The sequence below is a fragment of the Collimonas sp. OK412 genome (assembly GCF_900112135.1).
Classification (GTDB): Bacteria; Pseudomonadota; Gammaproteobacteria; order Burkholderiales; family Burkholderiaceae_D; genus Collimonas; species Collimonas rhizosphaerae.
This window is the reverse complement of record NZ_FOLC01000007.1, coordinates 59,774-82,734: the sequence shown is the minus strand read 5'-3', so window position 1 is coordinate 82,734 and position 22,961 is coordinate 59,774. Positions and strand designations below refer to the sequence as shown.

Annotated in this window: 21 protein-coding genes; 13 read left to right on the top strand and 8 right to left on the bottom strand. The window is 61.0% G+C overall.

What is annotated here, in order from left to right; translation table 11 throughout:
• Positions 1 to 63: 63 nt before the first annotated feature.
• The 3 genes from BM062_RS09745 to BM062_RS09735 are packed head-to-tail and all read right to left on the bottom strand — an operon-like array spanning position 64 to position 3,331.
• On the bottom strand, positions 64 to 1,209 hold the full coding sequence (locus tag BM062_RS09745; protein WP_092396244.1) for a CaiB/BaiF CoA transferase family protein: 1,146 nt from the start codon (positions 1,207 to 1,209) through the stop codon (positions 64 to 66).
• Positions 1,210 to 1,215: 6 nt separating this feature from the next.
• Positions 1,216 to 2,136, bottom strand: a complete 921-nt coding sequence (locus BM062_RS09740) for an SDR family oxidoreductase (RefSeq protein ID WP_092396514.1) — start codon at positions 2,134 to 2,136, stop codon at positions 1,216 to 1,218.
• A 55-nt stretch (positions 2,137 to 2,191) separates the two neighbouring features.
• A complete protein-coding gene (locus tag BM062_RS09735; protein WP_092396242.1) occupies positions 2,192 to 3,331 on the bottom strand; it encodes an acyl-CoA dehydrogenase family protein in 1,140 nt (379 codons plus the stop codon).
• Positions 3,332 to 3,764: 433 nt separating this feature from the next.
• On the opposite strand from BM062_RS09735, the gene ugpB reads away from it, so the two are divergent.
• The 4 genes from ugpB (at position 3,765) to BM062_RS09715 (ending at position 8,022) form a co-directional block, all read left to right on the top strand.
• Positions 3,765 to 5,072, top strand: a complete 1,308-nt coding sequence (gene ugpB, locus BM062_RS09730; RefSeq protein ID WP_092396512.1) for a sn-glycerol-3-phosphate ABC transporter substrate-binding protein UgpB — start codon at positions 3,765 to 3,767, stop codon at positions 5,070 to 5,072.
• 111 nt (positions 5,073 to 5,183) lie between these two features.
• A complete protein-coding gene (ugpA, locus tag BM062_RS09725) occupies positions 5,184 to 6,068 on the top strand; it encodes a sn-glycerol-3-phosphate ABC transporter permease UgpA (RefSeq protein ID WP_092396240.1) in 885 nt (294 codons plus the stop codon).
• Positions 6,069 to 6,089: 21 nt separating this feature from the next.
• Positions 6,090 to 6,941 carry a sn-glycerol-3-phosphate ABC transporter permease UgpE gene (gene ugpE / locus BM062_RS09720; protein ID WP_092396238.1) on the top strand — a complete coding sequence of 284 codons (852 nt, stop codon included), beginning with the start codon at positions 6,090 to 6,092 and terminating at the stop codon, positions 6,939 to 6,941.
• Between the two features lies 1 nt (position 6,942).
• Positions 6,943 to 8,022 (top strand): sn-glycerol-3-phosphate import ATP-binding protein UgpC, encoded by a 1,080-nt coding sequence (locus BM062_RS09715; protein ID WP_092396236.1) that lies wholly within the window; start codon positions 6,943 to 6,945, stop codon positions 8,020 to 8,022.
• 42 nt (positions 8,023 to 8,064) lie between these two features.
• Here BM062_RS09715 and BM062_RS09710 read toward each other — a convergent pair whose 3' ends face one another.
• Positions 8,065 to 10,479, bottom strand: a complete 2,415-nt coding sequence (locus tag BM062_RS09710) for a penicillin acylase family protein (protein ID WP_371326571.1) — start codon at positions 10,477 to 10,479, stop codon at positions 8,065 to 8,067.
• Between the two features lie 62 nt (positions 10,480 to 10,541).
• Complete coding sequence (locus tag BM062_RS09705) at positions 10,542 to 10,775, bottom strand: hypothetical protein (RefSeq protein ID WP_092396234.1); 234 nt, start codon at positions 10,773 to 10,775, stop codon at positions 10,542 to 10,544.
• A gap of 149 nt (positions 10,776 to 10,924) precedes the next feature.
• Here BM062_RS09705 and BM062_RS09700 point away from each other — a divergent pair, with 149 nt between their 5' ends.
• Positions 10,925 to 11,752, top strand: coding sequence for a ferritin-like domain-containing protein (locus BM062_RS09700; RefSeq protein ID WP_092396232.1), 828 nt, complete (start codon positions 10,925 to 10,927; stop codon positions 11,750 to 11,752).
• A gap of 6 nt (positions 11,753 to 11,758) precedes the next feature.
• Here BM062_RS09700 and BM062_RS09695 read toward each other — a convergent pair whose 3' ends face one another.
• Positions 11,759 to 12,604, bottom strand: a complete 846-nt coding sequence (locus BM062_RS09695; RefSeq protein WP_092396508.1) for an amidohydrolase family protein — start codon at positions 12,602 to 12,604, stop codon at positions 11,759 to 11,761.
• Positions 12,605 to 12,819: 215 nt separating this feature from the next.
• On the opposite strand from BM062_RS09695, the gene BM062_RS09690 reads away from it, so the two are divergent.
• The 6 genes from BM062_RS09690 to BM062_RS09665 all read left to right on the top strand — a co-directional run bounded on the left by BM062_RS09690 (position 12,820) and on the right by BM062_RS09665 (position 19,022).
• Positions 12,820 to 13,494 (top strand): response regulator, encoded by a 675-nt coding sequence (locus tag BM062_RS09690; protein ID WP_092396230.1) that lies wholly within the window; start codon positions 12,820 to 12,822, stop codon positions 13,492 to 13,494.
• Complete coding sequence (locus tag BM062_RS09685; protein WP_092396228.1) at positions 13,484 to 14,887, top strand: sensor histidine kinase; 1,404 nt, start codon at positions 13,484 to 13,486, stop codon at positions 14,885 to 14,887. The genes BM062_RS09690 and BM062_RS09685 overlap by 11 nt, the downstream gene beginning before the upstream one ends.
• Before the next feature lie 195 nt (positions 14,888 to 15,082).
• A complete protein-coding gene (locus BM062_RS09680) occupies positions 15,083 to 16,210 on the top strand; it encodes a porin (protein WP_092396226.1) in 1,128 nt (375 codons plus the stop codon).
• 179 nt (positions 16,211 to 16,389) lie between these two features.
• Positions 16,390 to 16,986, top strand: coding sequence for an undecaprenyl-diphosphatase (locus BM062_RS09675; protein WP_092396225.1), 597 nt, complete (start codon positions 16,390 to 16,392; stop codon positions 16,984 to 16,986).
• A 57-nt stretch (positions 16,987 to 17,043) separates the two neighbouring features.
• The gene (locus tag BM062_RS09670; protein WP_092396223.1) at positions 17,044 to 17,706 is read left to right on the top strand and encodes a response regulator; all 663 of its coding nucleotides are present in this window, start codon (positions 17,044 to 17,046) and stop codon (positions 17,704 to 17,706) included.
• Positions 17,682 to 19,022, top strand: a complete 1,341-nt coding sequence (locus BM062_RS09665; protein ID WP_092396221.1) for an ATP-binding protein — start codon at positions 17,682 to 17,684, stop codon at positions 19,020 to 19,022. Before BM062_RS09670 ends, BM062_RS09665 begins: the two co-directional genes overlap by 25 nt.
• A gap of 6 nt (positions 19,023 to 19,028) precedes the next feature.
• On the opposite strand, the gene BM062_RS09660 is transcribed toward BM062_RS09665, so the two are convergent.
• Positions 19,029 to 20,252 (bottom strand): CaiB/BaiF CoA transferase family protein, encoded by a 1,224-nt coding sequence (locus tag BM062_RS09660; RefSeq protein WP_092396506.1) that lies wholly within the window; start codon positions 20,250 to 20,252, stop codon positions 19,029 to 19,031.
• A gap of 293 nt (positions 20,253 to 20,545) precedes the next feature.
• Here BM062_RS09660 and BM062_RS09655 point away from each other — a divergent pair, with 293 nt between their 5' ends.
• Positions 20,546 to 20,890, top strand: coding sequence for a hypothetical protein (locus BM062_RS09655; protein WP_092396219.1), 345 nt, complete (start codon positions 20,546 to 20,548; stop codon positions 20,888 to 20,890).
• An 11-nt stretch (positions 20,891 to 20,901) separates the two neighbouring features.
• On the top strand, positions 20,902 to 21,462 hold the full coding sequence (locus BM062_RS09650; protein WP_175500946.1) for a glycine zipper family protein: 561 nt from the start codon (positions 20,902 to 20,904) through the stop codon (positions 21,460 to 21,462).
• A gap of 98 nt (positions 21,463 to 21,560) precedes the next feature.
• Here the strand turns inward: BM062_RS09650 and BM062_RS09645 are convergent, their stop codons facing one another.
• Positions 21,561 to 22,928 carry an ATP-binding protein gene (locus BM062_RS09645; protein WP_092396215.1) on the bottom strand — a complete coding sequence of 456 codons (1,368 nt, stop codon included), beginning with the start codon at positions 22,926 to 22,928 and terminating at the stop codon, positions 21,561 to 21,563.
• Positions 22,929 to 22,961 lie beyond the last annotated feature (33 nt).

Genomic DNA, 22,961 nt, shown 5'->3' with positions numbered 1-22,961 from the left:
GGCCTCTCCTCGCACATCGATCTGGATAACCGTTTACCGATATTTTTGCTGAACAGCCTTGCTTCAAATCGCGCCGCTTGCGTGCAACGCGGCCAGCGCTGCCGCATCAAATCCCAGGCCCGCCAGCACATCGGCAGTATCCGCTCCCAGCGCCGGACAATCGCCAGCCGTGCCGACAGCATCGCTGAACCTGATCGGCAGGTCCGATACAGGCTTGCCGTCTTCCATGCGGACCAGGCCGCGCGCCTTGACCTGCGGGTTGTCCAATGCTTCCTGTGGTGTGTAGATGCCAGATACGCAGCAGTCGCGGCCGGCCAGCAGCTGTTCCCACTCATCGCGCGAGCGGGTCTTGAACAATGCGCTTAAAGCCGCTCTCAAGGCTGCGCCATCCGCTCCCGGCGCGAGCGGCAAGGCCGCGAGGTCGGGCCGATCCACCGCCTTGCAGAAATTGAGGAAGAATTTAGGCTCCAGCGCCGCCAGCGCCACATGTTTGCCGTCGGCGCAAGCGTAGATGCTGTAGTTGGCCAGGCCGCCGCTCAAGATATCGCCGCCGCGCTCCGCGCTGCCGCCCAGCGTGCGGATAGTGGCCAGCGATAGCGCCTGCAGCGCCAGCGTGCCGTCCAGCATGCCGACATCGACCATGGTGCCCTGGCCCGAGGCGCGCGCGCCGATCACCGCCGCCAGTATCCCGAGGGCGCAGGTCAGCGCACCGCCGGCGAGGTCGGCGCCCTGGAAATTCGACAGCACCGGCGGGCCGCCGGCAGCGCCAGTCTGGTCCAGCAAGCCGGCATAGGCGCAGTAATTCATGTCGTGCCCGGCGCGGTCTTTGTAGGGGCCGGTCTGCCCGTAACCGGTGAGCGCGGCGTAGACCAGCCGCGGATTGATCAGCTTCAGGTCGTGGTAGCCGCAGCCCAGCTTGTCCATCACGCCGGGCCGGAACGATTCGATCAGGACATCGGCCTGCGCCGCCATGACCTTGAGCACGGTGACCGCTTGCGGCTGCCGTAAATCCAGGGTGACCGATTTCTTGCCGCGGTTGAGCAGGGTAAACAGTTCAGGCGACAGCATGCGCGCGTAATCGCCGCCTTGCGGCTCTTCCAGCTTGACCACTTCGGCTCCCAGCTGCGCCAGGTAAAAGCTGCAGAAGGGACCGGGCAGCAAACGGGTCAGGTCGAGCACCCGGATGCCGGACAGAAGCGGATTAGCCATTACGCATCATGGCTTGCCCTGGCCGAAAGGCGAACCGACGTCCTGCACGATGGATGTCAACGATTCGCCTATGCTGGCAGGATAGGTCGCGTCGTCGAAATCGACGATCTCTTGCCAATGCCGGGCCACCTGTTCGGGACCGAAAGCCTGCCCGTGGAAATGATGGCCTTGCGTGCGCTGCCAGCGCAGCTTGGCGTGGAAACCGGCGCCGACTTCGAACAGGCTGCCGTTTTCCCTGCAGCTCTCGTGGCACAGGTATGCCGCCAGCGGCGCCACGAACTCCGGCTTGAGCGCCGCCATCATCTGCGGCGGCATCACCGTTTCCGAGATGCGCGAGCCGGCCAGCGGCGCGATGGTATTGACCAGCACGTTCTTGGCGGCGCCTTCGATCGCCAGCGTATTCGCCATGCCGACCAGGCCCATCTTCGCCATGCTGTAGTTGGCCTGGCCGAAATTGCCGTAGATGCCGGCAGCGGAGGTGGTCATGACGATGCGGCCGTAACCCTTGTTGCGCATGTGCGGCCAAGCCGCATGGGTGACGCGGAACGCCCCCAGCACGTGCACCCGGTAGATCAGGTCCCAGTCGTCCTCTGTCATCTTGGCGAAACTGCTGTCGCGCAAGATGCCGGCATTGTTGATCACGATATCGACGCCGCCGAAATGATCGAGCGCGGCCTGCACGATCTGGCTGCCGTCTTCCACCGAATCGTAGTTGGCGACCGCGCTGCCGCCGGTAGCCTTGATCTCCGCCACCACCTGGTCGGCGGCAGCGCTGGACTTGCCGCCGCCATGGACATCGCCGCCCAGGTCATTTACCACCACATGGGCGCCGCGCGCACCAAGCAGCAAGGCATGCACCCGGCCCAGGCCGTTGCCGGCGCCAGTGACGATCGCCACCCGGCCGTCGTAGCGCAATGCATTTTGCATTTCATTTTCCATAGTTTCTGTCTTTATTCAAAATAGAAAAAACCGCACTCATCACTCATATTGACCGAGAAATGATCTCTTTCATGATTTCGTTGGTGCCGCCGTAAATCCGCTGGGCGCGCGCATCGATATAGGCGCGCGCAATCGGGTACTCCTGCATGAAACCGTAACCGCCATGCAGTTGCAGGCATTGGTCCAGCACCTTGCCTTGCAGGTCGGAACACCAGTACTTGGCGGCAGCGGCGGCATCCACCCGCAGCTCGCCTTCGACTTCCAGCTCGACGCAGCGGTCGACAAACACGCGCGCGATCTGCAGTTCGGTTTTCATCTCCGCCAGCTTGAAGCGCGTATTCTGGAATGACGATACGGTACGGCCGAAAGCCTGCCTGTCGCGCGTGTATTCGATGGTTGCGGCGAGCATCGCTTCCGCATTGGCCACCGAGGTAATCGCGATCAGCAGCCGTTCCCAGGCCAGCTCTTGCATCAGCATGGTGAAGCCGGCGCCGACCTGGCCGATGATGTTGCTCTTCGGGACCCGTACGTTGTCAAAGAACAGCTCGCAGGTATCCTGCGCTTTCATGCCGATCTTCTTCAATGGCTTGCCTTTGCTGAAACCGGGACGCCCGGCTTCTATCACCAGCAACGATACATTCTTCGCTCCGCGGCTCTTGTCGCCCACCTTCACCGCCACCACCACCATGTCGCTGTTATAGCCGTTGGTGATGAATATCTTGGCGCCGTTGACGATGTAGTCGTCGCCATCTTCGATGGCCGTGGTCTGGATCGCCTGCAGGTCCGAACCGGTGCCCGGTTCGGTCATCGCGATCGCCGTGATCGCGGTGCCGGCGGCCATCTTCGGCAGCCAGGCTTGCTTCAGTTCTTCGCTGCCGTAACGCAGCAGGTAAGGCGCGACGATGTCGGAATGCAGCGGCCAGCCTATGCCCGACGCGTTGCTGCTTGCCAGCTCTTCCAGCACGATGGTGCTGAACTTGCGGTCGACGCCGGAGCCGCCATAGTTTTCCGGCATGTTGGTGCACAGGAAGCCGAGCTCGCCGGCGCGCTGCCAGATATCGCGGTCGACAAACCCTTGTTCCTCCCAGCCGGCATGGCGCGGCAAGACTTCAGCCTGCAGGAAGCGCCGCAGGCTCTGGCGAAACTCTTCATGGTCGGAATTGAACAACAGGCGCGGGATCATGCGTTGCTCCGGCAAACGGCAAGCGCAATCAAGCCGGCGGTACGGCAGGCAAATACGTGAGGCATGGCGTCTCCAGATATTTTTACCGTGTAATTTAATTTACACTTTCATCGATCACAATTCAAAAACAACCCTGATTGATGGTATTTGAGAATACGCCGGTTTGCAATATGAATGCTAGAGACAGACCTCTGACTTTTTGGTAATTATTATTACACCATATGCGATTCCAGAAGCTGCGCTTATCCGGCAACTGCGAGCCGCAAACCAAGCCCGTCAACCGGGCCGCATTCCGGCTTTCATCGCGCACAAGGAAAACAAACATTGCGCGGCTGACAAACTCACCTATAGAATCCGGCTTTACAGCGAGGCTGCTGCTGTCATGCAGTCGTCATATGATTTCGCTACCATAAAAAATTTTACGGAGGCCCTGATGAAATTGAAAGCACTGGCTATTGCTTGCACACTAGCGACCATGAGCATTGCGGCGCACGCCGCCACCGAGATATCGTGGTGGCACTCGATGGCCGGCGCTCTCGGCGACCGCGTCAACGGGCTGGCCGACGAATTCAACAAGAGCCAGTCGGAATACAAGGTCACCCCGGTTTACAAGGGCGCCTACGACGAAGCCATGGCAGCGGCAACCGCCGCCTATCGCGCCGGCAACGCCCCCGACATCCTGCAGGTGTTTGAAGTCGGCACCGCCACCATGATGTATTCCAAGGGCGCCATCAAGCCGGTGTCGGAAGTCATGAAGCTGGCCGGCGAACCGTTCGATCCTTCCGCCTATGTACCGGCCATCGGCGGCTATTACGCCGCGCCTAAAGGCGGCGGCCTGCTGTCGCTGCCGTTCAACAGCTCGACCACCGTGATGTTCTACAACAAGGACATGTTCGCCAAGGCCGGACTGGATCCGAACAAGCCGCCGGTGACCTGGCAGGAACTCGCGGTCGACGCCGCCAAGCTGAAAGCCAGCGGCGCCAAATGCGCCTACACCACTACCTGGCAATCGTGGGTCGAACTGGAATCGTTCTCGACTTGGCACAACGTTGAATTCGCCTCCAGGAACAATGGTTTCGACGGCCTCGACACGCGCCTGAAATTCAACAGCCCGCTGCACGTCAAGCACATCGAAAACCTGGCCAACTGGGCCAAGCAAGGCTACTTTACCTACGCCGGCCGCAAGGATGAAGCGACTTCGAAATTCTATGCCGGCGAATGCGGCATCCTGACCGGTTCTTCGTCCAGCTATGCGGACATTGCGAAAAATTCCAAGTTCAAGTTCGGCATCGCTACCCTGCCGTATTACAACGACGTGCCCGGCGCACCGCAAAACACCATGATAGGCGGCGCTTCGCTGTGGGTCATGGGCGGCAAGAAAACCGAAGACTATAAAGGCGTCGCCAAGTTCTTCAAGTTCCTGTCGAAACCGGAAGTGCAAGCCAAATGGCACCAGGAAACCGGCTACCTGCCGACCACCACGGCGGCTTACGAAATCACCAGGAAATCCGGTTTCTATGAGCGCAATCCCGGCACCGATGTCCCGGTCAAGCAGATGATCACCAAGACCACCGACAAGTCGCGCGGCATCCGCCTCGGCAACATGCCGCAGATCCGCACCATCATCGACGAAGAACTGGAAAACGTCTGGACCGGCAAGATCACGCCGAAACAGGCGCTGGATACCGCGGTGGAACGCGGTAACCTGCTGCTGGAACGTTTTGAAAAAACCAACAAGTAAAACCAGCGGATACCTGGTTTCCCCCGCAGTGTTGACCTGCACTGCGGGAATTGCTCCTGTCATGCCCTGAAATCCCGCGTCAACGCGGATGCCCGGTAAGAAAGCCTCATCTTGGAAAAACGCGCACGCTTCAAGTCTGCCTGGCTGCCCTATGCGCTGGTCGCGCCGCAGATCATCGTTACCCTATTGTTTTTCGTCTGGCCGGCGGTGCAAGCCCTGTACCAGTCGATGCTGCTGCAGGACGCCTTCGGCGGCTATTCCGAATTCGTCTGGTTCGACAATTTCCGCACCCTGTTCGCTGACAGCAATTACCTTGCCTCGTTCAAGACCACCGCGGTCTTTTCGATCCTGGTCGCGGTGCTCGGCCTGTCGCTGTCGCTGATGCTGGCCGCGTTTGCCGACCGCGTGATAAAAGGCGCGGCCATCTACAAGACCTTCCTGATCTGGCCTTATGCGGTGTCGCCGGTGGTGGTCGGCGTGTTGTGGATGTTCATGCTGAGCCCTACGCTCGGGATCGTGTCGAACTGGCTGCATCACGTCGGCATCGACTGGAACCACGTGCTCAACGGCCGCCACGCGATGATACTGATCGTCATCGCCGCCGTCTGGAAACAGGTCAGCTACAACTTCCTGTTCTTCCTGGCCGGCCTGCAGGCCATACCGAAATCGCTGGTCGAAGCCGCCGCGATCGACGGCGCCGGCCCGGTCAAACGTTTCGCCACCATCATTTTCCCGCTGCTGTCGCCCACCACCTTCTTCCTGCTGGTGGTGAACATCGTCTACGCCTTCTTCGACACCTTCGCGATCATCGAAGCCACCACCCAGGGCGGCCCCGGCAAGGACACCGAGATCCTGGTCTACAAGGTCTTCATCGACGGCTTCAAGGGCGGCGACCTGGGCAGCGCCGCGGCGCAGTCGGTGATCCTGATGACCATCGTCATCGTGCTCACCGTGGCGCAGTTCAAGTATGTTGAAAAGAAAGTCCAGTACGCATGAAAAACCTCATGAAAGCCGCCCATGATTGAGCGCCGCCCCATCCTCGACATGGTCAGCCACCTGGTGCTGATCCTGGGTGTCATCATCATTGCCTTCCCGCTGTATGTGGCTTTTGTCGCCAGCACGCAAACCGCGCAGGAGGCCGCTGCAGCGCCCTTGTCGCTGCTGCCCGGCAGTCATCTCGTGGAAAATTACGGCGCCTTGCTGACCAAGGGCGCATCCGGCAACGTCTCGGCGCCGCCGGTGGCGCGCATGCTGCTGGTGAGCCTGGTGTCGGCGCTGGCGATTGCGATCGGCAAGATCTCGATTTCCATGCTGTCGGCATTCGCCATGGTGTACTTCCGTTTCCCCGGGCGCTCGCTGTTTTTCTGGATGATTTTCATGACGCTGATGCTGCCGGTGGAGGTGCGCATCACGCCGACCTACCAGGTGGTTTCCGATTTCCACATGCTCAACACCTATGCCGGGCTGACCATTCCGCTGATCGCATCGGCCACCGCCACTTTCCTGTTCCGGCAGTTCTTCCTGACCATCCCGGACGAACTGGCCGAAGCCGCGCGCATCGACGGCGCCGGCCCCTTGCGCTTTTTCAAGGACGTGATCTGGCCGCTGTCGCGCACCAATATCATCGCGCTGTTCGTCATCATGTTCATCTACGGCTGGAACCAGTACCTGTGGCCGCTGATGATCGCCACCAACCAAAACATGTACCCGATCGGGATAGGCATCAAGACCCTGATCGCCGGCGGCGATTCGGCGGTGGAATGGAACATGGTGATGGCTACCCTGGTGCTGGCGATGCTGCCGCCGGGCCTGGTGGTGGTAGTGATGCAAAAATGGTTTGTTAAAGGTCTGGTTGATTCCGAGAAGTGATATGGCAAAAGTACACCTAGAAAACGTCAAGAAAACCTACGGCAAGGCGCCCAAGGCGGTCGATGTCATCCACGGCATTTCGATCGATATCGCCGACGGCGAATTCATCGTCATGGTGGGCCCTTCAGGCTGCGGCAAATCGACCTTGCTGCGCATGGTGGCGGGGCTGGAAGAAGTCACCTCGGGCGACATCGTGATCGGCGACCGCGTAGTCAACCAGCTGGAACCGAAAGACCGCGACATCGCCATGGTGTTCCAGAATTATGCGCTGTACCCGCACATGAGCGTCTACGAGAACATGGCTTACGGCCTGAAGATCCGCGGCCTGGGCAAGGACGACATCGAAGTCCGGGTGCAAAAGGCGGCCAAGATCCTGGAGCTGGGCGCCCTGCTGCAGCGCACCCCGCGCCAGCTGTCCGGCGGCCAGCGCCAGCGCGTGGCGATGGGACGCGCCATCGTGCGCGAACCGGCGGTGTTCCTGTTCGATGAACCGCTGTCCAACCTGGACGCCAAGCTGCGCGTGCAGATGCGCCTGGAAATCCAGAAGCTGCACCGCACGCTGGGCACCACCAGCCTGTATGTAACGCATGACCAGGTCGAAGCCATGACCCTGGGCCAGCGCATGATCGTCATGAACGGCGGCCGCGCCGAACAGATAGGCACGCCGGCCGAGGTCTACGCCAGGCCGGCCACCACTTTTGTCGCCAGCTTCATCGGTTCGCCGCCGATGAACCTGCTGCACGGAAAACTGGCAGCGGACGGCAACAGCTTCACGCTGGCCAACGCCGATGCCGTCGCGCTGCCCTCTACCTGCGGCACCATCGCTGGCCGCGATTGCATCATGGGCCTGCGCCCGGAACAGCTGATCTTCGGCCGCCCCGGCTTGAACCTGCGCGCAGAACTGGTGGAAGCGCTGGGCGCCGACCTGCTGGTGCACGCTTCGATAGGAGACCAGCTGCTGGTGATGCGAGTGCCAGCCGCGACCGCGGTCGTGACCGGGCAACAGATCACCGCCGGTTTTGACGCCGCGGCCCTGCACTGGTTTGATCCGCAGACCACGCAGCGCATCGGGCAAGCGTAAAAAGGGCGCCGACCGGCGCCCTTTTTACTTTCCGCCGGCAGCTCAGTTTTCCGGCTGCAAGCGAATCCTCTGCACAGTGGCTTTCTCCACCGCCGCCCGCGAATACAGCAGCGGGAAATACTCGCCCTTGAGCCACTTGTCGGCCAGGTCGCGATAGTGCGGGCTATCCGGATCGCCCGACTGTCCCGGCGAATTGACCGCACGCGAGTTATCCCAGTTGCCGACATCGACCACCACCCGGAACGAAGGGCCGTTGGTCTGCAGGAAATCGCTGCTGCGATAAGTCGACTGATTGGGCGAATACGCGCCACCATGGGTCGGCATGGGACCGACATTCAATTTTGCCCGGGTAGCGTCATCCACCGCGGCCGCCAGCGGATGCTCCATCTGGTTGTGATGCAGCTTGCCCCACTGCCACTGGCTGGCGTCCTCGCCTTGCAGCTTCTGCAGTTCGGCATACGCCTCGCCCAAGCTGCTTAACAGCAGCTGGTCGCGCTTGCGTGCGGCATCCGGCCCAAAACGCGTTTGCGGCTGCTCCAGGGTATCCAGCAGCACGGCGGTGTCGGGCGCGCCCATCGCCTCCGCCGCGGCCGGACTCAGCACCGCTGCCTTGAACGCCTTGCCCAGATGGCGCGAGAGCCAGACTTCAAACAAGGCGGCCTGTGCCGAATCGGCGCGCTCGACGAAATCCCAGCCGGTGAATACATCCAGCGCCGCCTGGGTCCGGGCGTCGCTGGAAGACAGTGGTTTCAGCAATGCAGCCAGGCGCCGCGCCGGAATCGACAGGTCGTCGTTTTGCAGGCGCATGGAATCTTCCAGCGAAACCTTGTTCAGCGCCGACAGTACTTCGCTGATGCGCGTAAAGCGCGAATTGTTGGTCCATTCAAAACCGAGCTTGCGTTCACGATACGGATAGCCATCCGGCAGGTTCATCTGGTTGGCGGAGGCGAACCAGCCCTGTTTTGGATTGTAGCTGGACGGCAGCTGGTCGCCGGACCAGAAGCCGGCCCATTCATAACGGCCGTCGCCCGGCACCGGCAGCAAGCCGTCCCAGTTGGGGCGGATCGGCGCCAGGCCGCCCGGCACCCAGCCGATATTGCCCTTGGTGTCGGCATACACCTGGTTCTCGGTCGGTGCGCCCCAATGCAGCAAGGAGTGCTTGAATTCGGCAAAATTCCTGGCGCGCATATAGTCGATGCTGCCGAAATACGGCGACATGCCCGGCTCCAGCCAGCCGGACCGGACGGCAAAGGCGCGATTTTTCCCCGGTTCGGAAAAAATCACCGGGCCATGGCGGCTGAACACCAGTTCGGCAGTCACGGGCGCAGCACCCTTGACCGGGATCTGTTCCATGATGATGTTGAACGGCTCCCACTTTCCCCGGTATTCATACTGGTCGGAATGCTCAGGGTTAAGCTTGTAGACGTACAAATCTTCCTGGTCGATATTGAAGATGGTCAGGCCGAAGGCGACGCTGCCGTTATGCCCGATCGAAATGCCCGGCAGCGCCGGTTCGCCGGCGCCGATCACGTTCAAGCCCGGCGCATTGATATGGGCGATGTAACGCAAGGACGGCGCCGAATAGGCGCGATGCGGATCGTTCGCCATGATGGCGCGGCCGGTGGCCGATTTTGCCGGCGCCACCACCCAGTTGTTGCTGCCCTCGGCGACCTCTTCCGGATTCTCCGCAACGGCCATCACCGCGGCGTCGCTCTGCCCTTTCTGCAAGCTGTCCTTGTTGATCTTGACACCCTGGGTCGCCAGCTTGAACACTTTCAGCAAGTCCTTCGGCAGGCACGGATCCAGGCCGTCCGGCATCGTCGTCTCCCATTTTGGCGTGAGGCCGAAACGGATTTCATCGGATTTCAGGTCGGCTTTGCAGGCGACGTTGGCGCGCGCCACTTCGCTGTCCAGGTTGCGGGTAAGGCCGTGGCTGCGGATGCGTACCACATCTTCCGCCTGCCACCTGGCCGGCGCATAACCCAGCTGCCTGAACTCGAACGGCAATTTTTCGGGATGGGCGTTGACATGATCGACATAGGCATTGATGCCGGCCACGAAGGTATTCGCCACCTGCTGCGCATGCGGGCCGTAGGACTGCCACTCGCGCTGCATGTCGCCGCGGTAAAGGAACAGCCGCGCGGCGCGGTCTTGCTGGACGTAGGCCGGACCGAACACCTGCGCCAGCAGTCCCAGGCCGCGGCGGCGCCACAAATCGATCTGGAACAGGCGGTCGCGCGCTGCGTTGAAACCCTGGACAAAAAAAGCATCGTCCTGATTCGCGGCGTATATGTGCGGTACACCCCATTGGTCCACCAGGATTTCCGCAGGTTTTTTCAATCCTGCAATCTTGTAGGTGGTGACAGAGGCCGGCGGCGTGTCCCTGGCCTGGCTCGAGGTTGCGGCCAACAACACCAGCAGCGCCGCCGCAGCGCAGATAGATCGTTGCATGAGCATTTGTCTCTTTTGTATTTTTTTACAAACCGGCGCTTGCCGGGCAACTGCCGCCGCGGAAGAATTTATTCGGTCAGCGCAACCAGGTTATCCACCTCGATTTTTGCAAATTCGACGCTGCTGTCATAGGCGGTAGCCAGGCTGGTGTGCGCGCTTTCGGTGTTGGTGCGGCTGGAAACGCTGGTCCCCGCCTTCAATATCTGGTAGCCGTCATGCCACAGGTCATCATGGCCCTGCACCGGTTTCGGCACGATGACGTAACCGCGATATTCGACGTTTTCATTGGTGTGATCGCTCATATTGGCCTCGCTGCAAAATAAGGCTTAATCCTAGCATGAGCCCGAAATGCACACATCGCGGCAAAATCGTGTACCTTGAACCTATTGCAAAAGCATGCGTCATACCTAAGTAGTCCTATATCAGTCACAACCACATGGAGAGATTGATTATGCACAGAGGTAGCGAACAGAATACGCACTGGAAAATCGCCGACCTGGATTTTTCAAAAATCAACATCCCCAAAGTCCGGCCCGACGAAAACCTTTTTTACCTGGTCACCTGCGCGTCGTTTGTCGAAAGCGGCTCCGACCTGTACACCCAGAACCTGGTGGATTACTACGGCGACGAGCCGGAAATCTCCACCTGGCTGCGCGAGCAGTGGGAAGTCGAAGAATTGCAGCATGGCCAGGCGCTGCGCGCCTATGTCGAGCACATATGGCCTGAATTCGACTGGCCGACGGCGTACCGCAATTTTCTCGACGAATATTCAACCTATTGCAAGGTTGAACTGCTGGAGCCCAGCAAGGGCCTGGAAATGGTGGCGCGCTGCGTGGTGGAAGCCGGGACCGCCACCTTCTACGGCGCATTGTCGCGCAGCACCGATGAACCGGTGCTGAAGGACCTGGCCTCGCGCATCGCCAAGGACGAGGTGAACCACTACAAGCATTTCTTCCGCTATTTCCGCCGCTTCCGGCAGCACGAGGGGCTACGCCGCCACCGCATCTTCGGCGCCCTGCGCCGCCGCACCCTGGAAATGAAAAACGAGGACGCCGCTTGCGCCCTGCGCCATGTGCTCGGCACCAGGGCGCCGCGGCATGCCGACGACCAGGCCATGCTGCAGCAGATCCACAGCAAGATGAACACCACCATCCGCGCCCACCTGTCGCCCGACATGACGATCAAGATGATCATGCGCCCGCTGGACCTGCCGCCTGCCGTGCAGTCGCTGGTGGCCTACCCGGTTACGCAGATCATGAACAAGGTGTTCCTGCGTTAAGCCGCGCTACAGGCGGTAAAAGCGCTGCGCATTCAAGCCCATGACCTGCTGCCGCTGGAGCGGCGCCAGGCCGCCCAGCAAGACATCGGTCGCGGCCAGCCAGCTGCCGTAATCGGCCGCCAGGTTGACCACCGGCCAGTCGCTGCCCCAGATCACCCGCTCCGCGCCAAACACATCCAGCACGTGAGATGCATACGGCTGCAGCTGGGCGACCTGCCAGCCGGGCGCAGCCTCGGTCACCAGTCCCGACAGTTTGCAATGCACCTGCGGCAATGCCGCCAGCCGGCTCATCGACGTACGCCAGGGTTCCATCTCGGCGCTGGCGATCTGCGGCTTGGCGGCGTGGTCGATGACGATAGGCAGGTCCGGGTGGCGCTCGGCGAACTTCAGCAACGACGGCAAGTGGCGCGGCAGGACCAGCGCATCCAGGCTCAGCCGGTGGCGCTGCATGGCAGCGATTGCCGGCGCCAGTTGCGGATCGCAGATCCAGTCGTCGGCCAGGTCCTGCAGCATGGGCCGCAACCCGCGCATTTTCGGGTGGCTGGCCAGCAGCTGTATCTGCGGCTCGGCGTTGGCTGCTTTCAAGTCGGCCCAGCCCACCACGGCCCTTACGAATTCGCTGCGTTCGGCCAGGCCGAGCATGAACAAGGTATCGCTCATGCTGGGCAGCGATTGCACCAGCACGCTGCCCGTCATACCGTGCTGCCGCAGCAAGGGTTCCAGCTGCGGCGGCAGGAAATCGCGGTGGATTTCCGCCAGTTCCGGCGGCGGCCATTGCCCTGTCCGGTTCGCCAGCAGCCAGAAATGCTGGTGGGCATCGATGCGTAGGGGAGCAGGCGTCGTATCAGGCATATTGTCGGTCTCGAATTGGTTTCCATGGACCAATTGCTTTGCACACAATTGGTCTATTGGATGGACCAATACTATCATGTGCAATTTTCGCAAGGCAATTGGAAATTTGCCGGCACAGCGATTTATCGATAGCCAAGTCCGGGCATGCCTTTCATAATCCGCCTCATCGCCACATGCAGTCATAAAATAATGGCGTCCCAGAGACGGAAACAAACATGCGAATTTTGCTGGTAGAAGACAACAGGCCCCTGTCCGAATGGCTGGCGCTGACCCTGCACCGCAATAAATACACGGTCGATTGCGTTTATAACGGCGCCGACGCCGACCATTTGCTGCTGACGCAGCAATATGAACTGGTCATCCTTGACATGTCCCTGCCGAAACTGGACGGCAGCGAAGTACTCAAGCGCCTGCGCGCGCGCAACAACAACGTGCCGGTGCTGATCCTGACCGCCAACAATTCGGTCGAGGGCCGTATCGTCGGCCTCAATACGGGCGCCGACGACTACATGGCCAAACCGTTCGACGTCAACGAACTGGAAGCCCGCATCCGTGCACTGCTGCGCCGCTCCAACCAGCAGAGAAACCCGATCCTGCAGTGCGGATCTCTGAGCTACGACAGCAACAGCCTGATCTTCTCGATCGACGGCGTGGCGCTCACCCTGACCCGGCGCGAACATGCCGTGCTGGAAACCCTGATCATGAAAATGGGGAAAACCGTCAGCAAGCAAGCCCTCGCCGACAGCCTGTACGCAATGGCGGAAGACGTGTCGCAGGACGCCATCGAGGTCTATATCCACCGCATTCGCAAGAAACTGGAACATGGCGACGCCGTCATCATCACCTTGCGCGGACTCGGCTATCTGCTTAAGCAGCATCATGAAGTTTAGCAGCCTGCGCACCCAGTTGTTGCTGTGGCTGCTGGTGCCGCTGGTGCTGTTCGTCGGCTTCAACATCTGGGTCTCCTACCATAATGCGATCGAGATGGCGACGGTGGTGCACGACCGCACGCTGCTCGGTTCGGCGCGCATCATCGGCGAGCAGATCCATTACGAAGACGACGTATTGCAAGTGCCCATTCCGCCTGCCGCACTGGAACTGTTCCAGTCGGATTCACACGACCGCGTCTACTACCGGGTAGTCGCCGCCAACGGCAAGCTGCTGGCCGGACAGCTCGACCTGCCCGCTCCGCCGCACATGCCTCGCAATGAAGAATCGGTCTATTTCAACGCCAGCTTCCGCGGCGATCCGGTGCGCATCGTCGCCTTTTCGCAACCGGTGTTCGGTGTGCCCGCGCAGGAGCCCGTACTGATCGAAGTAGCACAGACCCAGCATTCCTACAAGACGCTGTCGGACCGCATGTGGGAACACACCGTGCAGCAGCAGCTGGCGATACTGGTGCTGATGGTGCTGCTGCTGTTGCTCGGATTGCGCCACGGCCTGGCGCCGATGATGCGCCTGCGCGACCGGGTCCAGCGCCGCAAGCCCGGCGCCCTGGAAGCGCTCGACACCGCGCCGGTGCCGACCGAACTGGCGCCGCTGGTGCACGCCATCAACGACTACGTGCAGCGGCTGGACGACCACGTGTCGGCGCATGGGCGCTTCATCGCCAACGCTTCGCACCAGCTGCGCACGCCCCTGGCCGTGCTCAACACCCAGGTCAACTACGGCTTGCGCAGCAACGACGCCGACGCCAAGGACGCCGCGCTGCGCGCGATCAACAAAGGCGTGCAGCACGGGATCCGGCTGGTCAACCAGCTGCTGACGCTGTCCAACGCCGAAACCGGCGTCGGCCATCCTTTGCGCCAGACCGATGTCGACCTGGTCGAAGTGGTGCGGCGCGTGCTGGAGGAGCTGGCGACGCTGGCGCAGTCCAAGAATATCGATCTTGGCTTTGAATTCGCAGGCGCGCCGGTGACGGTCCATGCCACGCCATCGATGCTGGAAGAACTGGTCGCCAACCTGGTCGACAATGCGTTGCGGTATACCCCGGCAGGCGGCAAGGTAACCGTCGCCGTCGCCACGGCTGAACATGCCGTGGTGCTGCGCGTCGTCGACAATGGCCCAGGGATTCCCGAGGCAGAACGGGAGCATGTATTTGAACGTTTCTACCGCCTGAGCGAAGCAGGTTCGGACGGCAGCGGCCTGGGACTGGCCATCGTGCGGGAAATCGCACTGGCCAGCCGGGCGGAAATTGTCTTGTCCAGCCCTGCCGCCGGCAACGGATTGATCGTTACAGTTACCTTCGCGGGCCCGCCGAATACAGGACAAGCAGCATGGTAACCGGCTGCAATCTCCAGAAAAACTTACCAGCAGCTTTCAAGAACAGGATTCATTCCTCCTGACTGTGGTGCAAATCCAACAGCCGAGAGGCAGCCATTTGGCGTCCTGAAAGCAATCAGTAAGCTTGCGAATTTTATAGTTGCTACACCGATCCAAGCGGTCGGTAAAGCCAACTATAAATATCTGGAGACAACAATGAAAAAAACGCTACTTGCGCTGGCAGTTCTGGGGACATGCGTCAATGCCGCCTATGCGCAAACCAATGTCACGATCTATGGCCTGATCGACGCCACCATCAGCACCGTCAATCATGCTGACAAGGCCGGCGACCGCCTGACCGGTATCCCGGTAGCCTGGTTCAGCGGCAATCGCATCGGTTTCCGCGGTGCAGAAGACCTCGGCGGCGGACTCAAGGCGATTTTCAAACTGGAAGCCGAATTCGTGGTCGGCACCGGTGAAATGGATACCCCGGGCGTATTGTTCAACCGCGACGCTTGGGTAGGCTTGCAAGACACTACTTTCGGCCAGGTCGTTCTGGGCCGCCAAAATACTCTGGCACGTGATTTCTCCCAGGTCTACGGCGACGCATATGGCTCCAAGCTCGGCCTGGAAGAAGGCGGCTACACCAACAACAACAATTTCAAGCAACTGATTTTCTACTCCGGCAGCGCAACCGGCACACGCTACGACAATGGCGTGACCTGGAAGAAAGTATTCAATAACGGCGTGGTCGCCGGCCTTGGTTATCAGTTCGGCGAGACAGCAGGCCAGTTCGCGCGCAACACCACAAAATCTGCGGCGATCGGCTACAACGGCTCGAACTTCATCGTTTCCGGTTTCATCAACCAGGCCGACGTCGGCAACGGCATCGACAGCAGCCTGGAAAAGCACAAATCGTATTCGGTGGGCGGCAGCTACATGTTCGACCTGGTCCGTTTGAATGCGGGCTATTTCCATTACACAGCAGAACAAGGTGCGCTCGGCAAGCGTAAGGACGACGCGTACACCGTGTCGGCCAAGTTCACGCCGCAGGGTTCGTTCGACTATGAACTCGGCTATCAGGTAATGAAAGCTGAAAATGCGGCTTACAATGCGGCCGGCACCAGCACCTTGAATGCCTATGCAGACGCCAGCGGTTCGACTGCGACCGGCAGCGGCAACAAGAAGACGCTGTACGCCTCGACCTTCTACCACCTGTCGAAGCGCACAGAACTGTATTTGGCTGCCGATTATATGAAACTCAGCGGCGGCTATCTCGTAGGATCTGCCAACGGCTTCAAGAACCAGACCGAATTCGCAGTCGGCATGCGTACCCGCTTCTGATTTTTTAATCCCGCAGCAAGCAAAGCCGGCCATGACTAACGTCAGCGCCGGCTTTTTTCATGGCGCACGGCCGGCCGCGGCGCCCATCCCGCTTCTCCTCAGTAATAGCTAAGTCTCCGCAACTATCCTGCTTCCACCTGTCCGATACGGCGTTTAGCCTCACTTTGCCAAAGGCCCCCATGGAAGAACTGAATCACTCGCTGTTTCTGCTGATCAATGCCAGCCCCCATCCCTCGCCGATCTTGCTGAACGCCGCCATGCTATGCGCCGAATGGCTGATTTTCCTGGCCCCGGCCATCCTGCTGTCAGGCTGGCTGCGCGGCGGCGAACAGACGCGCAAGCTGATGCTGGAAGCCGCCGCCTGCGGCGTCCTCGCGTTATCCGTCAGCATGCTGGTCGGCGCGCTGTGGCCGCATCCGCGCCCGTTCATGATCGGCCTTGGCACGAATTTCCTTGCACATGCCGCCGATTCTTCGTTCCCCAGCGACCACCTGACTTTGCAGTGGTCCGTGGCTTTCAGTTTCCTGCTGCATCGCCAGCTGCGCACGCTGGGACTGGCCTTAAGCCTGCTCGGCCTGCCCATGGCGTGGGCCCGCATCTACCTCGGCGTCCACTTCCCGCTGGACATGCTGGGCGCCGCCCTGGTCGCCGCGCTCAGCGCGGGACTCTGCTTTAGCGGCGCAAAATGGTTTATCGGGCCGCTGTTCCGAGCCGCTTCCCTCATTCACCAACGCCTGTTCGCGCCGCTGATCCGGCGCGGCTGGATATTGAAATAGGCGGCGTGCAAGGTAGAATCAGCGACAAAGGCAACCTGGCGCATGGAGAGGCACGCAATGAGAGTACTGCTGGTGGAAGACGACCGCATGATCGGCGACGCGGTGCAGACGGCATTGCGCGACGCCAGCCATGCCGTCGACTGGGTGCATGACGGCGCGGCTGCCCTGAGCGCCGCGTCCGGCCAAAGCTACGATGTGATGCTGCTCGACCTCGGCCTGCCGCGCCAGGACGGCTTCGCCGTGCTGCGCCAGCTGCGGCAGCAGGGCAGCGCGCTGCCCTTGCTGATCGTGACCGCGCGCGACGCTGTCGAAGACCGCATCGGCGGCCTCGACCTCGGCGCCGACGATTACCTGGTCAAGCCGTTCGAGATGGGCGAGCTGCTGGCGCGCATGCGCGCGGTGGTAAGGCGCAAGGCCGGCAACGCCAATCCGGTGATGAGCAACGGCTCCCTGTTCCTCGACCCCAGCACGCGCGAAGTAACCGCTGACGGTGTCGCAACCCGCCTGTCAGCGCGCGAATTTTCCCTGCTTCATGCACTGCTGCTGAGACCGGGAGCGATCCTCTCGCGCCAGGAACTGGAAGACCGCATCTATGGCTGGAATGAAGAAGTCGAAAGCAATGCGGTGGAATTCCTGATTCATTCGATCCGTAAAAAACTGGGCGCGGCGTCAATCAAAAATGTCAGGGGACTGGGATGGATGGTTTCCAGGCAAGACTAAGCCGTTCGTTGCAGTTCCGGCTGTCGCTGTGGCTGTCCCTGGTGATCCTGGCGATGGCGGTGCCGGCCGGCGTGTTTTCCTTTTATTCTGCTTACCATGAAGCCAACGACCTGCAGGATGACCAGCTGCGCCAGGTAGCGGCGCTGGTGCTTAGCCGCGATCTGCCGCCGGCCACGCCGGACCGCCATGCGATTGGGAAAATGAAGGACGAGGAATCGAAAGTCATCGTCCAGGTCCTGGCGCCGGCCGCGCCAGCCAAGGGTGACGATGATGCGCTGCGGCTGCCCGCCGATCTGCGCGACGGCATACAGACATTCAAGGCGGGCCGTGTGCATTGGCGTCTGTTCGTACAGACGACGCCTTCCGGCCAGCGCCTGGCGGTAGGCCAGCAGACTGCGGTGCGCGACGAGATCGCGCGCGACAGCGGCCTGCGCACCATGATGCCGTTCATGGTCCTGATCCCGGTACTGATCGCCTTGGTCAGTTTCCTGGTGCGTCGCATGCTGCGGCCGATCGCCCTGCTGTCGCAGGAAGTCGACCGCCGCGACGACCAGGACATGCGTCCGCTCGCCGAGCAGCAGGTGGCCGATGAAATCCGGCCGCTGATTGGCTCGATCAATCGCCTGCTGCGGCGGGTCGCCGACAACATGGATGCCCAGCGGCGCTTCCTGGCCGACGCTGCCCATGAATTGCGCTCGCCGCTGACGGCGTTGTCGCTGCAGGCGGAAAACCTGGCCGCAACCGATCTTTCGCCGGCCTCGAAAGCACGCCTGCTGCCGTTACGGCAAGGCCTCAATCGCAGCAAAGCCTTGCTGGAACAGCTGCTGACGCTGGCGCGTTCGCAAAATACCGGCGCGCCCCAGCTCGCCCAGGTTTCCCTGCAAGCCGTGCTGCGGCGCGTGATGGAGGACAGCCTGCCGCTGGCGCAAGCCAGGCAGGTCGATATAGGCATCGAAGCAGATACCGAGATCACGCTGGCGGCGCAGGAAGTCGATATCGTCGCCCTGGTGCGCAACCTGATCGACAACGCCATCCGCTATACCCCCCAAGGCGGCAGCATAGAGCTGCGCGCCGGCATGCAGCCCGGCCTGGTATCGATCGAAGTGGAAGACAGCGGTCCGGGGATTGAAGAAGCTGAACGCGAGCGGGTATTCGACCCCTTTTACCGGGTGCTGGGCAGCGGCCAGGACGGCTCAGGCCTGGGACTGTCGATCGTCAAGTCGATCGTGGCCAGGCTGCATGGCAGGATCGAGCTGCAGCATGCCCGCGGCACAGCACCTTACGGACTAAAGGTGGTTATCCACATTCCGGTCTGAAGCTGTTCAGATCACGCCTTGCTGCCGCAACTGTGCGATCTGCTCGGCGCTCCGGCCAATGGTGGCCAGCACTTCCGCCGTATGCTGCCCCAGTTCCGGCCCCACCCAGTTGGTCTGGCCCGGCGTCGCCGACAGCTTGGGCACGATGCCCGGCAAATCTATCGGCTGGCCGTCCGGCAGCACATGCTGCTGGATCATGTCGCGCGCGCGGAAATGCGGGTCCTGGTGGATATCGGCCGCGGTATAGACCTTGCTGCTCGGTACTTCCGCCTGTTCCAGCACCTGCAGCACATGCTCCAGGCCATGCCGCGAGGTCCATTCCGTGATGGCGGCATCAAGCATGTCGTTATGCTGCGCCCGGCCGTCGTTGCGCGCCAGGCGCGGATCTTCCGCCAGGTCGCTGCGGCCGATGGCGTGCATCAGGCGCTTGAAGATGCTGTCGCCGTTGCCGGCAATGATCACATAGTGTTCGCCGCGGACATCGCTCAGGCAGGGATAAGTGCTGGATGGTGAAATGCCCGGAAAACTGGCGCCGGTGCGTTCGCGCACGAAACCGAACTCGGCATATTCCGGAATCAGGCTTTCCATCACGCCGAACACCGCTTCGTACAGAGCGATGTCGATGAACTGCCCAGTACCGCCGTTCGCTTTCAGATGGTGCATGGCCAGCAAGGCGCCGATCACGCCATACAGCGACGCCAGCGTATCGCCGATGCTGACGCCGACCCGCACCGGCGGCCGGTCGGGATAACCGGCCAGGTTGCGCAGACCGCCCATCGATTCGGCAATCGCCGCAAACCCGGGCCGCGCATGATAAGGGCCGTCCTGGCCGTAACCGGATACACGCACCATGATCAGCTTCGGATTGATCTTCGACAAATCTTCCCAGCCCAGGCCCCAGCCTTCCAGCGTGCCGGGACGGAAATTCTCGATCACGATATCGGCGTCCTTGACCAGGTCGCGCACAATCTGCTGGCCCTGCTCCGACTTCAGGTTCAAGGTCACCGACTTCTTGTTGCGGCTTTGCGAATACCACCACAGCGAAGTGCCGTTGTGCAGCTTGCGCCACTTGCGCAGGGGATCGCCGTCGCCCGGCGCTTCGATCTTGATCACTTCGGCGCCAAACTGGCCCAGCAGGCTGGCGGCATAAGGACCGGCGATCAAGGTGCCGAGTTCGATCACCTTGACGCCCTGGAGGGAGGATTGCTGTTGTGCGCTTGGCTGCTGCATTTCTTTCACCTGTTTTCTGTCGTCTGTCGATGCGGAGGATCGGCTGATTATAGAGTAGGTCGCAAGCCGACTGCCTTGCAGACTGCCGCGCAGGGGCAAGTAAAAATCTCCTGCTGTCCTGCAACAATTCTCCGCATTGGCTCTCCTGCATTCCGCCCATATAAGCCGCTTTGTATCAAAGAGTTAAAATGATTGATCTTGACGCCAACATTTGCAACCAGACGTAACTCCTTTTTGCGCTTGCGGCTGTCCGGGATTATGATTAAATCACTGATAAATGCGTGGGACATATCATGAAAAAAATTGCTCTATTGGTACTTGCCGCTGCGGGCCTGATGGTCACCAGCTCGGCCAGTTTTGCCTACGGCTATTACGGACATGGCGGCTTTTACGGCCCGCGCTTCGGTGTAACCATAGGCGGACCGCTGTATTGGGGCCCGCCGCCGGTGTATTACGCGCCGCCACCGGTGTATTACGCCCCACCGCCGGTCTACGTTGAACCTGAGCCGCAAACCTATATAGAAAAAGCCCCGAACTATGCTTATTACTGCCCTAGTCCGGCTGGCTACTACCCCCAGATTCCTCGCTGCCCGAAGGGCTGGATGAAGGTAATGCCGGACGAAGCTCAACCTAGATAAGGCGGTGTGTGATGATAAGTGGAACGACCAAGATAATCGCGGCCTCGCTGGCCGTCATGCTGACCGGCTGCGTTACCGCGCCGTCAGGCCCGAATGTGATGGCGCTGCCGGGTGCGGGTAAAAGCTATGAACAGTTCCGTAACGACGAAGGAGTCTGCCAGCGTTACGCCCAGGAACGTATAGGACCATACGCGCCGCAAGCAGCCGCCGATAATGCGGTAGGAACGGCAGCGGCAGGCACCGTGATCGGCGCCGCGGCCGGCGCCTTGATCGGTGCGGCAACCGGCCGTGCCGGCGCCGGTGCGGCGATTGGCGGCGGCGTCGGCCTGCTGGCCGGCAGCTCGGTCGCCGGCGACTCGGCGGCGCGCAGCAGCTACGGCATGCAGCGCGAGTACAACAATGTCTATACCCAATGCATGTACGCCAAGGGCAACCAGGTGCCGGTCGCCGGCGGCTATGCAAACAGCCGTCGCCAGCAGTATGCTCCGGCTCCGCAGTACTCGGCGCCGCCTGACTATTACCCGCCGCAACGCGGCAACTACGGTCCGCCGCCAGACTATGTTCCTTACTGATCCCGGCTGATCGCAACCACAAAAAAAAAAGACATGCTTCAGGCATGTCTTTTTGCATTCAGGGGAAGATTTTCTGTTGGGCCGCCGCTCGGCTATTTTCAGATGCCGTTCAAGGCCGGCAACCTCAAGGTCGCTTCCAGGCCGCCTTCCGGATGGTTGCGCAGCTGCAGCGTCGCCCGGTGGTTCTCGGCGATATTGCGTGCGATGGTCAGTCCCAGCCCGGTGCCGCCGGTATCGCGCGAACGGGAGGTCTCCAGGCGGAAAAACGGGTCGAACACCGTTTCCAGCAACTCGGCAGGAATGCCGGTGCCGCCGTCGCGGATCCTGATCACGATGTCGTTCCCTTCACGCACCGCCAGCAGGCGCGCATAACGGCCGTATTTGGTCGCATTGTCGACCAGGTTGGTGAGGCAGCGCCGCAGCGTGTTCGGCTGCGCCATGATCGAAGCGCGCGTGCGCCCTTCCAGCGTCACATCCTGCCGGGCGTCGACAGCATCCGCGCACACGCTGTCGAGCAGGGAATCGATATCGAGCTTTTGCATCGCTTCAGCCGAATCCATGCTGCGCGCCAGGTCCAGGCCCTCGCGCACCATGCTTTGCATGACCGCCAGGTCTTCCAGCAGCTTGCGGCGCAAATCGGCCTCACCCACCTTTTCCAGGCGCAGGCGCAACCTGGTCAGGGGCGTCTGCAAATCGTGGGTGATCGCCGCCAGCATGTGGGTGCGATGCTGGATCTGCCGCTTGATGCGCGCTTGCATGGCGTTGAAAGCGGTGGCTGCCTGCCGTACTTCAGTCGGACCGGTTTCGTCCAGCGGCGGCCGGTCGATATCGCGCCCCAGTTCACCGGCGGCAACCGCCAGGTGCTTGATCGGCCGCGCCGTCATCTTGGCGACGAAATAAGCCAGGCCGCCGATCAACGTCAGGAACAAGGCGAAATAAGGCGACAGGTAGGGCATGCCTGGCGGCCGCGCCGGAGGAGGCGCGCCGGGGCCGCGCGTCATGCGCAGCTTGAGCTTGAGCAGCGCCCCGTCTTTCAGGCTGACGTATACCACCTGGCATTCCTCAGGCCGGCGAAAATCGAAATTCCTGCGCATATGGAGCTTGCAGTCGCTTTGCTTGTCCACCACAATGCTGCGATCGGCGCCCAGGCGCGCCTTCAGCAGCGAGGTCAGGGACGGATTGTCGTCGACGGCGTTCTCGGTGTCTTTGACCATGCTGGCTTCCAGGCCAAAATTCTCGCTGGTCTGGAGCACGACGGAACGCATGTCGGGGCCGACATTGTCGAGCGAAAAAACGATCTGCTCGACCCGTTCGGCGATGCGGAATTCATAAAATTCCTTGAAAGCCTTGCGCCGCTCGTTTTCAGCCAGCCAGCTGGTGGCGGCGGCGGCGACCAGTATGCCCGTCAGCAGGATCAGGAATACCCGGTTGGCAACCGAGCCAAAAAAATTTCTCACGAACGGCATTCCTCTTCTACTTTATCCGAGCGCACAACCGCG